Consider the following 14504-nt stretch of genomic DNA (forward strand, 5'->3'; position numbering starts at 1 on the left):
ATGGCGGTAGACTGGTTAGTTATTGCAACAACGTTAAAGCTGGCCTTCGTCGTCACGATTTGGTTGCTTATTTTGGGTATCCCAGCAGCATGGTGGTTGTCGGTTACCAAGTATCGTTATAAAGGCGTCATCGAAGCGATCTTCTCGCTACCATTAGTGTTGCCACCGACTGTGCTGGGTTTCTATCTTCTGCTATTACTTGGGCCTCACGGTTGGGTGGGGCAGGGCCTAGCGAAACTGGGTATCTCTCAATTGCCTTTTTCTTTTGCGGGCATCGCCATCGCCTGTATTATTCATTCGTTCCCATTTGTTATTCAGCCATTAAAAAATGCGTTTGAAGCGATTGGCAAACGCCCAATGGAAGTTGCTGCAACACTTCGCTCATCTCCGTTTGATACCTTTGTTCACGTTACCTTACCGCTAGCGTGGCCGGGTGTGTTTTCAGCGGCTATTATGGGATTCTGCCATACCTTAGGGGAATTTGGAGTGGTGCTTATGATTGGCGGTAATATCCCGGGAAAAACTCGCGTCATGTCGGTAGAAATATATAACTATGTTGAAGCCTTAGAATTCGGCAAAGCTCATGTGCTTGCTGGAGGCTTAGTCGCTTTTTCTTTTGCTTCTTTATTGTTGATGTATTGGATAAATACTCGACGTCGTTACCAGATGGCCTAATTAACTCGAGGCTTATGCATTGCAAGATTTACACGCAGAATTCGCTATAGATTACCCAAGCTTTCGTCTTGATGTCAGTTTAACGCTGCCGGCTCAGGGAATTACCGTGCTGTTTGGTCATTCGGGATCGGGAAAGACGACCTGCTTGCGAGCGATGGCAGGACTCGAGCATCTAAGTTCGGGCTATTTTTCCGTCGGTAATGAAGTGTGGCAGGATTCCAAAAAAGGTGTATTTGTTCCTACTTACCAACGTGATTTAGGTTATGTGTTTCAAGAGGCTGGTTTGTTTCCACATTTGAGTGTGAAACAGAACTTAGAGTTTGGCTGGAAGCGTACTCCGAAAGAAAAACGTAAGATCTCGGTGATAGAGATATGTCAGCTTTTGGGCATCGATCACTTGTTAGAACGTTCGACCGAACAGCTCTCTGGTGGTGAACGTCAGCGCATTGCGATAGCACGAGCACTACTGACTTGTCCCAAACTGTTGTTAATGGACGAACCGCTCTCTGCATTGGATGTTGGTCTCAAATCGGAAATTCTCCCTTATTTAGAAAAGCTGCAACAAACATTTGAAATTCCCATTGTGTACGTAACCCATTCAGTCCAAGAAATGGCGCGACTTGCCGACCATATTGTGCTGTTTAATCGTGGTCAGATTGTGGCTTCAGAAAACGCACAAACCGTGATGTCTAAGCCTGAGTATCTACCGATATTTCGTGATGAAATTGGAAGTATTTTTGATACCACTGTCACCGAGCATCAGGATCCTCAAATCACCAAGTTGGATGTCGGTGGTGTGGTCATTTGGGCGCCAGGAACTGTAGGGGAAGTAGGCGACCGTTATCGTTGTCGAATTCTCGCCTCCGATGTGGCGCTATCTCTCAAAGAACCATCGTTAACCACAATGCTAAACCAGCTCCCCGTCACTATTTCATCCATTGAGGGTATGAACAATGCCTCTGGTCAGGCGTTGGTGGTACTTAAGCTACCCAATGGTCAAAAACTACTAGCTAAAGTCACCTTGCGGTCGATTGCGGTATTAGGTTTAGAAGAGGGCCTTACTGTATGGGCGCAGATTAAGTCTGTTGCGTTATCCTAATCCTCGTCTTTTATAAGTTTTCACTAGAAGCTTTTAACGATACTACATTAAGTTCATATTATTCCGTTGGTTAGCAGGGGTTCATTAGATATACTGAATGGATGAATTCGTGCTGGCACGATATTAAAATGTTAGTTTTACAGGTGGCATAATGTCAGGTTCAGTTTTAATTCCTATCGGAGTGGTAACAGCTTCTATTATTGCAGGTCTTTTTTCATTTATTTCTTTAGTTCTATCAAAAGAGCAAAAAGTCTCAGAATTTCGTCAGCAATGGATTGATTCATTGCGAGAAGAAATTGCAACATTTATTGGCAATGTTGTTACTATCTCTGATATTAGTAAGCGGATGCTGTGGGCTCAAGAAAAAGGTGAGAAGTCAGAGTTTTCTCAATCCGATTTAAAAGAATTCCAAGTTGCGGCTTCGAAAGCTTATACACGAATTAACCTACGTCTAAACCCAGATGATGATAATTCTGAAGTTATAGCCTTAATCGAATCTTTGGAAGAGTTGCGCAAATTTACGAAGCAGGCTGAATGGCAGAAAGTAGATGATAAAGTTGATGATGTTAGGTCTAAATCTCAAGCTTTATTGAAACTTGAATGGGAGCGCGTAAAAAATGGTGAACCCGCTTTTCGACGAGCCAAAGGAGTAGCTGCTTTCTTGGTTGTATCAGCGTTAACTCTAGGTGGTTTTGCTTTAGTAGGTTAGCTTAAAATAGTACGCAAAGGTATCCTATACTGATAAAAATAAACCCGCTAGGATCTTGAGAGGCTAGGCATTTGGAAAATATAGATAGTTTTGTAAGGTTAGTTTGCGGAAGTGACTTTGATATTAGCTCTGATATAGATAAAATTTTACTACATCTAAGTATCTCGTTGACTAAGGTAACTCGAGAGTTGGTTGAATTGCAATCAATGTCTGACGATAAGTTAGGTTTGTACGGCCCATACTTGGGTCGTTCAATTCTAGAGCTTAGTATGACTGCCTTAATTGCGCGTCTGGACCCGTTCAAGATTTTGCTCATGAAGGGTAAGCAAGAGCAATCTGATTATGCTTTAGGCAAGCCTCACTCGTCGGCCATTCGTTGGCAAGGAGATGTAGTGGATAAAGCCGTATCCAATCTATGGGAAGATAAGGCATTAAAAGACCCAACACGGGCTATTCTGGGGTCCTACCAAATACATTTGGTACTTACCAAGAGTGCTGAGCTTGTAATCGATGAGGGTAGTGAAGGCGCTATGGGTGAATGGTATACGCAACTGAGTGGTACTACAGCTAGCAGTGCCATCGAGTCAATTAAGTCAAAGATAAATACAGCTTATTCTTCTCTTTCAAAGGGTATACACCATGAACTATTAGTTCCTCAGGAATCTATACTAGATCGTGATACAGTAATATCTATATTAAACGATACATTTTATATTGTAGCGTCTATTGGACTATTGGTTTCTCAAGTTCCTCATGCTTACAAGAAATCGGAATTAGAACAGAGCTTTAATGACTATAGAAATTCGAAAGAACTGGAGTTAGATTAATTATGGAATATGAAGTTTACGAAGATAACTCTCTAGTTCTTGCCGCTGAAGATTTTGATTTACAAGAATTTTCAGAATATCATTTCTTTACAACGCAAGATAAAAAGTGCATATCCAAACTGAGAGCGCATGGCCCTGTATTGCTAAAGGGCGCGCGTGGTTGTGGTAAAAGCGCCCTGATGATCGAAGCTTCTAGAGGGCTTTACCCTCAAAACCCAGGAGGTACAGCTGTCGGTATATATGTAAGTTTGCGTCATTTGGATCTATTGCGTACTTCTGGCTCAGAATACATTGAACTGTTTTGTAAATTAGTTATAGGTGAAATTCAGAAAACACTGCCTAAGCTCGACCTCGATGCACGCGCATATACAGTGCCAGAACTGCAGCAAGTTTTGATTAATGTGTCATCACAACTATCAAAGCGGATAGTCGTTTTATTTGATGATGCGGCTCATATCGGTCGTGAAACCAGCTTGTCAGATTTTTTTGATATCTTCAGAACTCTATCTAACAATACCATTTCGTGTAAAGCATCGATTTATCCAGGTGTAACTAAATTTGGGACAAGATTCGATGTTTATAACGATGCCACAGTTATCGATGTAAATCGTTCAGAGACTGCGTCAGATTTTACTGATTTATTTGTCGAAGTTTTAAATCGTAGATTTTCTGAATCTTTAGATGACTCTAAGTTTGTAAAGGGCTTATCTAAGTCCGATGTGTGTAAATTTTTGGGTGTTGCCGTACTAGGTAATATGCGTTCGTTTATTTATAGCTGTAATCAGCTTATAACGTCTATAAATGGCTCGTCATCTGTGACGATTACGAATATTACAGAAGCATTTAAGCAGTTATCGAGTAATTATTTCTGGCCACTATTAGAAGAAATTGAGCCAAAATTAGGTGTCTACGAGCCTATGGTTTCACCTGCTCAAGAAATCGCTGAGATCTTCTTTGAAAAAGCGGGAGAAAAAAGTGAGCGTTCAGTTCTAGTGTTGAGAGAGATTGGTCAGAGGCTTAATAAACCTCTAGAGATATTAGAATATGCAGGGTTTATTGCGCGCAAAGAAGTATCGAGAGCGATGAAATCTAGAGGGAGAGGTACTCGTTATGTGCTTAACTTATGTAACATCACTGAATCTTTGGAGCATGGCCGCATAACTTCTCAGATGCAGGATAAATGGTTGTTGTTCAAAGACGATGCTGTTGAATTTCATAGAGGAAGTGAGCTGTATAAACTAGCGTTGCCGGAACCTTTGCCAGAGCACGAGTTAGACATTTTAAAGAAAGATATATTAATACTTAAAAAATCCAATGCATATCCGTACGGTCTAACTGATTATATGGTTGGCTTGCTTCAGAAAAATGATATTAATTCACTAGAAGACTTAGTTAATACTCCAGATTCTGTGCTTTTACAGTTCGAAAGAATGGGACCTCAGACCTTAAAAAGAGTTAGAAGTACCGTAAACCAAGCTATTTGGATGTAGCACAAAGAGCGTATAGCAAAGCGTTTAAGACAGATTCCCAATGCATGGCATTTATCATTCCATCGTTGGGTTTTGTGTTTATGGTGGGATGGTTAGGTTTCGCGGTAGCGTTGCTCACACCTTAATACGGCGGTTAGATTTTTATGAAAAGTATATTTGAAGCATCAAATACTCTCGAAGCACATATGATGTCTAACCTTCTTGAGCAAGAAGGGATAAAGTCGAATGTCGAAGGGGAGTTTTTACAAGGCGGGATTGGAGAGCTCCAAGCTCAGGGTCTCGTTCGGGTAACGGTTGATGATGCTGATTATGATGCCGCTCGATCATTTGTAAAAGAATGGGAATCAACACAACCTTCTTCTGATTCCTCTAACGCTTCTAGTGAGAAAATACCAAAAGGCTCTAGACATGGAGTTGGATTTGTCATTGGTGTGCTAGTTGGTGTTGTAGCTATGTACTGGGCATACAACTCCCCCGTAAATAGGGACGGTATTGATTATGATAGAAACGGAACAAATGATGAGGTTTGGATATATAAAGACAACCGTATAACTAAAGCAGAGGTCGATAGAAACTTAGATGGAAATGTGGACTTGATTAACAATTATGATCTAAAGGGGCTGCTCGCTAGTTCAAAGCTCGACGACGATTTTGATGGCGTTTTTGAAACGACTGTAAAAATTAGAAAAGGCAATGCATACATTTAAGAATCAGATACAAATCAAGATGGTGTGTCAGATGTGAAGTCCTACTTAGAATATGGTGTTCTAAAGAAGATAGAAATATATGGGGATGTTCCTGGAGTACCAGTTAAAGTGCAGAAATACCACCTCGGTAAATTGGTGTCTTCCGAGTATGACTCAGACGGAAATGGTACCCTTGATGTGTTTTATGAATATGACAGGTTTGAGGAAATAGCAATGAAATCTAACAACAGCAATTAACTCAAACACCACTACAAAACGCCTGCTATTATCGGCTTTAGTATCCAACTCACTATTTTAGTCCGATTAGCGCCGCGTTGGTATGATTCCCCACTTCAAGTAGAACGCAAAAATTTCGGCCTAATTTTTTAAGCTTATTTTTGTAATGTCACTCAAATAAATTCGTCGGTTGTCATGCTGATATCCGTGGTTAAATACGTTAAACGGAATTGCCATACTAACGCCGTCGGTGGTTGTGCCACATCCGATGCTTAATTAGATGCTGACGTCTGAGTGGGGAGTCATTATGTCTAGTTTACCAGTCAAGCTCATCACCCTAAATCCAAATCTAGGGTGAAATTTTGACTATAGGTGGTTCTGAGGAAGCTGTGATTTACCGAGTACGGCTACAACTAAAATGAAGCCATCCTCTTTTGTAAAGTAAGCGCTATGCTTGCCTACAGGGAAATAGAATCCACTTGGGTATATGTCATCACAACTGCGACCAACAGCTGGATTATCAGCAAGCATTTGAAAACCAGTTAGTAACGTATCTTTATAGCTTCGCCACTGCATCTCGGAGAAGTTGTTAACTGTATAGCTTTTGATTTTCCGTAAATGAGTCTGAGCTAATTTACTCAGTTTGTATTTATTCTTTTGCATATCGGGTTATAAGGCGTTTAAAAAATTTTCACCATCAACCACATCGCCTTGCGCTAAGTCTTGTTTCGCTGACTCGAAGCAATGCCTAAGGTAATCGGTTTTCATTGCTTCTAGTTCTTCATAGTCCTTGATAGACATTACAACTACAGCATCTTTACTGTTCTTGCTAATCTTCACGGGCTCACGTTGAGCGCTTAGAAGTAGCTCACCAAAATTACGTTTGGCATCATTTGCTGTTAATGTGTGCATGATCAATCTCCAAATCTGGAATTACAGTAAGATTATAGTTGTTCGCATGAAATGGTCAATCTAATTAAATCGTGCGATTTTTTAGCCATAATTAAACCTTTTTGGTTGATACCAATATATATTGGATTAGGGTATGAAAAGATAACAAGGCAATTAGATCGGGTGAAGATCACGCTAAAACCAACGTCAAGGGCAACGTTTAACATGACACTTTTATTGGCAGTTACTCAGGCGATGAACGACGAACGTTAGTTGGGTTAACGAAATTGAAAAGGCCCGCATGTGCGAGCCCCTTGAAGGTAGATAACTTGGGATTAGTTATTTTCCAGATAAGACTTAGTTGAAATGTCTGTCCATGCGCGGACTTTATCTAGGTAGTTATCCTGAGAATCAATGATTTTCTTCGCTAGCGGATCTTGTTCTGCATACTCTTTAAGTAGTGCTTGTGTTTCCGCGCGCATCTTATTCAGAACTTCTTCTGGGAAGTCACGAACTTTGATATCAGGGTTTTCGGCTAGCATTTTATCCCACGCTACTGCATTTTCATTGATAGCTTGGGTGTACATATTAAATGCTGAAGCTTTAAATGCCGTTTCTAGGATTAATTGCAGATCTTGAGGAAGCGAGTCCCACTTTTTCTTATTCACTAGGAACTGAGTTTCAGATCCCGGCTCGTGCCATGCTGTGTAGTAGAATGGGGCGATGTTTTGAAAGCCCATACGCAGGTCAAAAGCAGGGCCAACCCACTCTAGCGCATCGATGGTGTTACGCTCTAGAGAGGTGTAAAGTTCACCCGGTGGAATATTAACAGGCTTGGCCCCAACGCGAGCAAAAACCTCACCAGCAAAGCCCGGAATACGCATCTTCAGGCCTTGAAGATCGTCAATCGAGTTAATCTCTTTTCTAAACCAACCACCCATTTGGATGTCTGAGTTACCACCCGGGAACGAAAGCAGGTTAAATGGTTCGTACACTTCTTGCATTAGCTCCATCCCGCCACCGTGGTAGAACCAAGCATACTGTTCTGTGGTCATGAGACCAAAGGGCATCGAAGAAAAATAAAGCGTGTTTGGAACCTTTCCTTTCCAGTAGTAAGAGCTAGAATGCCCAAGATCATATTGACCAGAGCGCACCAAATCAAACACACCAAGTGGTGCTTTATGTTTATTAGCCGAGTCAATTCGAATTTGAAGGCGTCCGTTTGACATGCCTTCAGCCAAGCGTTTCATCTCTTTAGTTGAATCACCAAGAATTGGAGTGTTAGGGCCCCATGTTTCAGCAAGTGTTAGACGATAGACTTTGTCAGCGGCTTGGGCAGTAAAAGCAAACGCTGAAAGCGCTGCGATCGCTGTCGCTTTTACTAGAAGTTTCATCGGTTTATCCATTCTTGTTCGCTCTCCGTATGAACGTTAATTATTATTTACACCTAGGGTCTTTTCCGTAGGGTCTTCGTATCGGGCATGGCAGTCAAGTCGTATATATTGAGCGACTTTTACTAAAGCTATGCAGAATATCTAATTTAACTAGAGATACATATTTTCAGCATTGTAAAGATGTATTTACACAGAGTAAAGTGACGAATTTAAGTAAAAAGTTGAAATATAATTTTTAGTTGGCTAATCACGGATTTGTCACAGATTATCGTTCAAAAAGGCCATCTTATATCCGTTCTTACTCAATACTCATCTCATGAAGCTTGGTAAGCTAACGCATGGTTTATTATGACATGCAGTGACCTATATGGCCGTATACTTATGGTTCGCTTTTATGGTGAATTTAAGTTGGGTATCACTGCTCAATCATTGATATATAAACCGGGGGGATAGGTTCATGCCAGAGGCATTTAAACATATATTTAATACTAGTTTAGTCGAGCACCTTGCTAGCCAATTAAAACAGGTGTACCAAGGGTTTGATGACGCTGCCTTTGTCGCTGCGGTGAATTGCAAGCTGGAAACTCTGGAATTAAAACAGCGCAGTGACCTTATTTGTCATCAATTGCATCACTTCTTGCCTTCAGATTTTGCACACACTGGTCAATTGTTACATGCGGTATTGGGGGAGCGGATTGATTCTGAAGCGCCAGATGCCACTCGTACAAACCCCAGCAGGAAAACGGGGGTTAATGGATGGGCTGTAATGCCGTTAGCCGATTATGTCGCTCAACATGGTATGGCTCATTTTGATTTATCTATGGATCTATTAAGGGAGATGACCAAACGCTCAAGTTCCGAATTTGCGATTAGACCTTTTTTGGATCAAAACACAGAACAAACGATGAAGATTCTCCATCGATGGGCAGAAGATAAAGACGAACATGTGCGCCGCTTAGCCAGTGAAGGCTCTAGGCCTCGTTTACCTTGGGGAATGCGGCTTAAGAAATTTGTAACCGATCCTAGCCCCTTACTGCCATTATTGGATAAGCTCAAAGATGATTCGAGCGAATACGTTCGGCGATCCGTAGCCAACAATTTAAACGATATTAGTAAAGATCACCCAGACCTTGTAGCGAGTGTGGCTCTTGACTGGATGATTAATGCCAGTGAGGCGCGAATAAAATTGGTGCGCCATGCTTGCCGTAGTTTAATAAAAGTAGGACATGCAGAGACCTTGCAAGCTCTGGGGTATGGTAATGCGGAGCTTGGTGATTGTACTCTAACGCTTTCAGCGCCAACGCTAGATTTTGGAGGCTCGCTTCAGCTTAGTGTGACGATTCCCTCTAAAGCTAAACATTCGCAGGAGTTAATGATTGATTATATTGTGTATCATCAAAAAGCGAACGGGACTGTCTCTCCAAAAGTGTTTAAATGGCGTAGCGTTCACCTGGCTTCAGGAAAAACGTTAACTGTTCATAAAAAGCACACCATAAAACCAATAACCACGCGAACCTATTACCCAGGAGTACACAAAATTGAAGTACAGGTAAACGGGACGATTGTGGCTGAGAATGCGTTTGAGCTATTCATGCCATAACACGCTTAACCATTCTATTTTTCCCGCAATTCAAGGTGCATTGATAACCTGAGTATTCGCACTAGGATTGTTTTGTTACAATGCTCCCAATAATGAATTTTGATTTAGGACTAAGAAGTATGAGAACAAACCTGATTTCAATGACGGTAGGGATGTGGATTACGTCTATTTTGCTCTACGCGAACCAAGAGCTGGGTCAGACTGGGACGTGGATCTTTATTGGATTGTGCGCTGCGATGACCGCTGGATTGATCTGGGATTACGTGCGGACGTCAAAGAAGAAAAAGAGCGAAAACGCAGAATAAAAAATAGCCCCAATGTTTATTCTTATCAATGAATGAATAAACATTGGGGCTTTTTTGTGTCAATAAATCGTTACAGGCTCAATTCCGCTGAGATAATATCGATGTGTTTGTCTGATTTAAGTGGGATTGAATCACTGGTGCTGTGCGTTGCACAAACTGGAACCACGTACAACTTATCGTTATTTTGGCTTGTTTTGACGAGAATTCCATGATGAGCGTGACCATTACAGCCTCTAACCGAACATGCATTAAACTCACTACGTTTAAAGTACTTCCAGTAGCTAAGCCAATTCTTTTTCGCGTTTTCGTTCAATTCATTATTCGAAACGTTATCAAAAACGATGGTGTTATCGGTCATTGGGTTGCTATACGAAGAAGTATCTAAATACATGTTGTCACCTTAAATTTCAAAAACGAGCGCCAGCTCACATGACGAGAAATTTACTCCTTTTTTGTGGAAAAAAACAACAAATTCTACTAGTGAACATTCAAAACTGAATAAAATTTGATCTAACGCAGATTGTTAGTAATTTTATTACGTTTGTTTTAGTTGGAGTTAAATTTAAGACTTATTTCTCATGGCATTTAATGGCTTTTAGAAATATTTAGTAACAGTATTTATTTTATGTTTAAGCATTGTTGTGCGGGTGTTAACTGGCAATGTCAACCGCCACATCGGTGATAAAACACTCACTATAGCTGGAGCAAGTATCGCAACTTGGAGAGCGGCACACATAGTCGCCACCGTTCTCACACAGCTGCTTATACAAGAACCGTTTCCAGCGCATATTTTGATTATTAAGTTGATATAGCGATGGGAAATAGCATTTAAACAACTGACCTAACCTTGCGCGCTCTGGTAGCCCTAAATCGTGCCATAAATGTGACCCACTCATGCAAGCGGCTGTAATCACTTGGGCCATTGTTTCGGCGTCGTTAGCCAGATCTTGTGTCGATGCATTGATGTGTTGATAAAGTAACTCATACACCTGTTGGCATTCATCTAGGCGCATTTCCATTAACTCCCCACGGGTTCGACGTGCAGGGAGTGCATGAATGCGGCTGATATCCTTGATGTCCAACCTTGCTAGGATCTTATGATAACCGGCTTCCTCGAGGCCAATAAATGGAGGAAGCGCGGTGTGACCTGCAAGATACTGACTGATAATTGGTCGCCAAAACAAGTGAAGTGCATTTGTTGGTATCATCGGCAGTTCTCAATATGAAGACCGGTTAGGCTACCGATTGGGTTTACTGGGATACTGTTCTCGTTGATTATTGCCTCTTCTATTGGGCAAATACTGGCGCATTGAGGGTCGTCAAACTTATCTTCACACCCAGTACAGCGTTTGGCATGAATTCGGAACTGATTTGAATCGTCGGCATCAGCATAGACAGCTTGGCTTGGGCAAACGAGTTTGCATGCATGGCAACCAACGCATTTATCCGTTATGGCATACTTCATGGAGAGCCTCCTTGTGCTGTGTTGATGAATCAAACTCGGTAATATGGAGCGCAATCTGCTTCAATGCATCAGCAGTGTATTCCATAGCAAAGTCCACGTTAGGCGTTACTCCGAGCTTTTCGAGTTGACGCCATGGAGCGATTCCCATTCGTGCAGAAAGAACCAGCTGACAATCTGCTACCGTATTGATGATTTGCTCTTTCTCATCTTCATTCTCTAGGCATTCAGATTGACCGTTGCAGTAGGCGGCGACATTACGCTCTTCGATGAAATTAAATTGTTGGCTGGTATCAGAATAGCGATAAACTTCAAATACTTTCGCATGACCAAAATGGGTTTTGATTATTTCACTGCCATCGCTGGCAACCGCGACTTGATAGCCATCATTTCCCGTATTGGTGTCAGATTCGGTTGAGCCACACGAGCGTTGTTCATCGGCTGTACTCGAACAGCCGCCAAGTGTTCCGACTGCATCGGCTCGACACTGCTGGCAGTGGGTCATCTGCGGCATATGGTCACCAGAAGCCGCTCGAGCACGTTGAATCTCTTCTTCAGTTGGGCCGCGTTGACCCGTTAAACCAAAATAGGTGCCGTGAGCCGGATCAGAAATTAACGGCATGATATTGTGCAGTAAAGCGCCACGTTGTTTTACAGCCGCTGACACGGCTTCAATATGGTGATCATTCACTCCTGGAATAAGTACGGTATTAACTTTCACCATCATTCCCGCTTTCGCAGCAGCTTCCAATCCCTTCATCTGTTGAGAAATAAGTGTTTTGGATGCTTCAATGCCACGCAGTCGCTTATAATTGAAATAGATCCACGGATAAATCTTCGCCCCAACCTCTGGGTCGATACAGTTGATGGTAATTGTCAGATGATCGACACCAAGTTGCGCCAGTCGGTCGACATGAGGTTCCAGCATCAATCCATTGGTCGATATACAGAGTTGAACGGATGGATCGGCTGCTTTGATTTTTTCCATGGTTTCAAATGTTGCTTGAGGGTTTGCCAATGCATCTCCAGGGCCTGCAATTCCCATCACGGTGAGATTGGGAGCCCGCTTCTTAATGGCTTGATACTGCTTTAGCGCCTGAGGTGGATCGACCAAACGCGATACAACTCCGGGGCGGGACTCATTGCTGCAGTCGTATTTACGGTTGCAATAGTTACATTGAATATTGCATGCTGGCGCGACAGGTAAGTGCATTCTTGCATATTGATGGGCGTCTTTTGAATAACAAGGATGTGCCGCGATTTTGTCTTGCACCTCCCTTGAAAATAGGTGACTGATGTTGGTTTCAGACTCGTTAGAGTGAGGTGGCGCTGTATTTTGATGACTTTCCATGTCTACCTCTTCCATAAGTAACTTTCGTAATTGTGGTGCCTTATGGTTAAGTGATGCAAACAATGTACCTTTAATAAGTTATTGATTTTATTTGATTGTTATCTGGTGTCGGGCTGTGGTTTACAACAATTGTCACAAACCCGACATCAGGAGGAATCAAAAATTGTTAGATTTGTTTCATGTCGATATCCATAATTTGAATCCGGTAGGCGATTTGACGAGGAGTCATGTTAAGCAATCGAGCGGCTTTGGCTTTCACCCATCCAGATCGCTCTAAGGCATCGATAACCATTTCTCTTTCGTCGCTAAAGTGTTTTTCTTTGCCGATGTTATTGATGCCCGTTGAATTATAATTTGGCATTGTTGGGTGAGATGGCATTTCGACAGCTTGCATTGCCATTGCTGGCATTGAGGTTGGCGCCGATTCGACGTGACTAAAGGTGATGAGCTCTGGCGCGATCACTCCAGATTCACTTAACACCGACGCACGTTCGAGTGTATTTTCGAGCTCACGAACATTGCCCGGCCAACTGTAGGACATCATCGATCGAATTGCACTTTCAGAAAGCGACAGCTTACGTTGCTGAACTTTGGCGATCTTCTGAATCATAAACTCAGCGATTTCCGGGATATCTTGAATCCGTTCACGCAGTGGAGGCAGGTTCATCGGCATGACATTTAAGCGGTAGTAAAGATCTTCGCGAAAATTACCCTTTGCCACTTCTTCCTCGAGATTTCGGTTGGTCGCCGCCACAATTCGCACATTGACTGAAATGGTTCCGCTTCCGCCGACTCGTTCAAATTCCTTCTCTTGTAATACGCGTAACAGCTTCGCTTGAAAAGCCGGACTAGTTTCGCCAATTTCATCTAAGAAAATAGTGCCATTATCGGCGAGTTCAAAACGTCCTTTTCGTTGTTTGATCGCACCAGTAAATGCGCCTTTTTCATGCCCAAATAGCTCAGATTCAAGCAGGTTATCTGGCAGTGCAGCACAGTTAAGTTTCACGAACGGGTTGGCGGCACGAGGAGAGTTATAGTGAATCGCATTGGCGACTAACTCTTTCCCAGTCCCTGATTCTCCGCGTACTAATACTGTGGAATCCCACCTCGAAACCAGACGAATTTGTTCGAAGATCTGCCGCATCGGTTTGGTGTGACCAACTAAGTTTTTAAAGCTGTAATTATTACGAACTTTGCGTCTGAGCCCATCACGCTCATCAACCAGCTTTTTCTGCTCTTTTTCGACGTTATAAGCAAGCTGAACATTTTTCGCTACAAGATTGGCGATCATATCCATAAACTTGGTTAACATCGTAATGCAATCGTCACTTAGATTGGGCGGCTGAGCAGATAATGCACCAATGACTTTATGAGTTCCATCCTTTAAAGGAACGCAGATATAAGGTTTGTCGTAGTCATATAATGCGAGCTTATCCGCAAAGCGCAGGTCACTTCCTAGATTACGGATCACAACAGAACTGCCTTGGCGAAGCACTTCACCAACAATCCCTTCGCCGATTTTGTAATGAACCTGTTTCTGTTCAACGGCAGTGTTGGGTTTTGGAGTGTGGACAGACTTGATTAATAGAATGTCTCTACTGTTATCTAAGATCGTTAGCATGCCGCATTGCAACTGACATTCATCGTGAAGCACCTTGAGAATTTGATCGGAGCTTTCACAATAATTGAGGCTAGAATTAAGCACACTGCTTATCCGATACATCGCCGCGAGCAGTTGCCGTTCAAGGTCGTGCATTGAAAATTCAATAGGCATCATA

General features: G+C 42.3%; 17 protein-coding genes. 9 read left to right on the top strand and 8 right to left on the bottom strand.

Annotated features, from left to right (window positions below; translation table 11 throughout):
* The 7 genes from modB to ACXJY6_RS00940 all read left to right on the top strand — a co-directional run bounded on the left by modB (position 1) and on the right by ACXJY6_RS00940 (position 5744).
* A complete protein-coding gene (gene modB, locus ACXJY6_RS00910; RefSeq protein ID WP_458766874.1) occupies positions 1-675 on the top strand; it encodes a molybdate ABC transporter permease subunit in 675 nt (224 codons plus the stop codon).
* Positions 676-694: 19 nt separating this feature from the next.
* Complete coding sequence (gene modC / locus ACXJY6_RS00915; protein ID WP_458766876.1) at positions 695-1774, top strand: molybdenum ABC transporter ATP-binding protein; 1080 nt, start codon at positions 695-697, stop codon at positions 1772-1774.
* 151 nt (positions 1775-1925) lie between these two features.
* A complete protein-coding gene (locus tag ACXJY6_RS00920; protein WP_458766878.1) occupies positions 1926-2483 on the top strand; it encodes a hypothetical protein in 558 nt (185 codons plus the stop codon).
* A 71-nt stretch (positions 2484-2554) separates the two neighbouring features.
* The gene (locus tag ACXJY6_RS00925; RefSeq protein ID WP_458766880.1) at positions 2555-3310 is read left to right on the top strand and encodes a hypothetical protein; all 756 of its coding nucleotides are present in this window, start codon (positions 2555-2557) and stop codon (positions 3308-3310) included.
* A gap of 2 nt (positions 3311-3312) precedes the next feature.
* Positions 3313-4800, top strand: a complete 1488-nt coding sequence (locus tag ACXJY6_RS00930) for a hypothetical protein (protein WP_458766882.1) — start codon at positions 3313-3315, stop codon at positions 4798-4800.
* Positions 4801-4943: 143 nt separating this feature from the next.
* Entirely contained in the window at positions 4944-5507 is a 564-nt protein-coding gene (locus ACXJY6_RS00935) for a putative signal transducing protein (protein WP_458766884.1), read from the top strand.
* Positions 5508-5540: 33 nt separating this feature from the next.
* Positions 5541-5744, top strand: coding sequence for a hypothetical protein (locus ACXJY6_RS00940; protein ID WP_458766885.1), 204 nt, complete (start codon positions 5541-5543; stop codon positions 5742-5744).
* Positions 5745-6089: 345 nt separating this feature from the next.
* Here the strand turns inward: ACXJY6_RS00940 and ACXJY6_RS00945 are convergent, their stop codons facing one another.
* The 3 genes from ACXJY6_RS00945 to ACXJY6_RS00955 form a co-directional block, all read right to left on the bottom strand.
* Positions 6090-6386 carry a type II toxin-antitoxin system RelE/ParE family toxin gene (locus tag ACXJY6_RS00945; protein WP_458766887.1) on the bottom strand — a complete coding sequence of 99 codons (297 nt, stop codon included), beginning with the start codon at positions 6384-6386 and terminating at the stop codon, positions 6090-6092.
* Between the two features lie 6 nt (positions 6387-6392).
* On the bottom strand, positions 6393-6635 hold the full coding sequence (locus tag ACXJY6_RS00950) for a type II toxin-antitoxin system Phd/YefM family antitoxin (protein ID WP_458766889.1): 243 nt from the start codon (positions 6633-6635) through the stop codon (positions 6393-6395).
* A gap of 314 nt (positions 6636-6949) precedes the next feature.
* Positions 6950-8008 (bottom strand): TRAP transporter substrate-binding protein, encoded by a 1059-nt coding sequence (locus tag ACXJY6_RS00955; RefSeq protein WP_456051250.1) that lies wholly within the window; start codon positions 8006-8008, stop codon positions 6950-6952.
* Between the two features lie 457 nt (positions 8009-8465).
* Between ACXJY6_RS00955 and ACXJY6_RS00960 the strand changes: the two genes are divergently transcribed.
* Together ACXJY6_RS00960 and ACXJY6_RS00965 are read left to right on the top strand one after the other, a co-directional pair.
* Positions 8466-9608 carry a DNA alkylation repair protein gene (locus tag ACXJY6_RS00960; protein WP_456051251.1) on the top strand — a complete coding sequence of 381 codons (1143 nt, stop codon included), beginning with the start codon at positions 8466-8468 and terminating at the stop codon, positions 9606-9608.
* 119 nt (positions 9609-9727) lie between these two features.
* Complete coding sequence (locus tag ACXJY6_RS00965; RefSeq protein WP_458766891.1) at positions 9728-9913, top strand: hypothetical protein; 186 nt, start codon at positions 9728-9730, stop codon at positions 9911-9913.
* Between the two features lie 70 nt (positions 9914-9983).
* On the opposite strand, the gene ACXJY6_RS00970 is transcribed toward ACXJY6_RS00965, so the two are convergent.
* The 5 genes from ACXJY6_RS00970 to nifA form a co-directional block, all read right to left on the bottom strand.
* Positions 9984-10304: a hypothetical protein gene (locus ACXJY6_RS00970; protein ID WP_458766893.1), complete on the bottom strand. Its 321-nt coding sequence runs from the start codon at positions 10302-10304 to the stop codon at positions 9984-9986.
* 259 nt (positions 10305-10563) lie between these two features.
* Positions 10564-11121 (bottom strand): nitrogen fixation protein NifQ, encoded by a 558-nt coding sequence (locus ACXJY6_RS00975; RefSeq protein WP_458766895.1) that lies wholly within the window; start codon positions 11119-11121, stop codon positions 10564-10566.
* Positions 11118-11378, bottom strand: a complete 261-nt coding sequence (locus tag ACXJY6_RS00980; RefSeq protein ID WP_458766896.1) for a 4Fe-4S dicluster domain-containing protein — start codon at positions 11376-11378, stop codon at positions 11118-11120. Before ACXJY6_RS00980 ends, ACXJY6_RS00975 begins: the two co-directional genes overlap by 4 nt.
* Complete coding sequence (nifB, locus tag ACXJY6_RS00985; protein ID WP_458766898.1) at positions 11356-12726, bottom strand: nitrogenase cofactor biosynthesis protein NifB; 1371 nt, start codon at positions 12724-12726, stop codon at positions 11356-11358. Before nifB ends, ACXJY6_RS00980 begins: the two co-directional genes overlap by 23 nt.
* Positions 12727-12892: 166 nt before the next feature.
* On the bottom strand, positions 12893-14503 hold the full coding sequence (nifA, locus tag ACXJY6_RS00990; RefSeq protein WP_458766900.1) for a nif-specific transcriptional activator NifA: 1611 nt from the start codon (positions 14501-14503) through the stop codon (positions 12893-12895).
* Position 14504: the final 1 nt, after the last annotated feature.

It is taken from the genome of Vibrio phycocola (assembly GCF_054404255.1).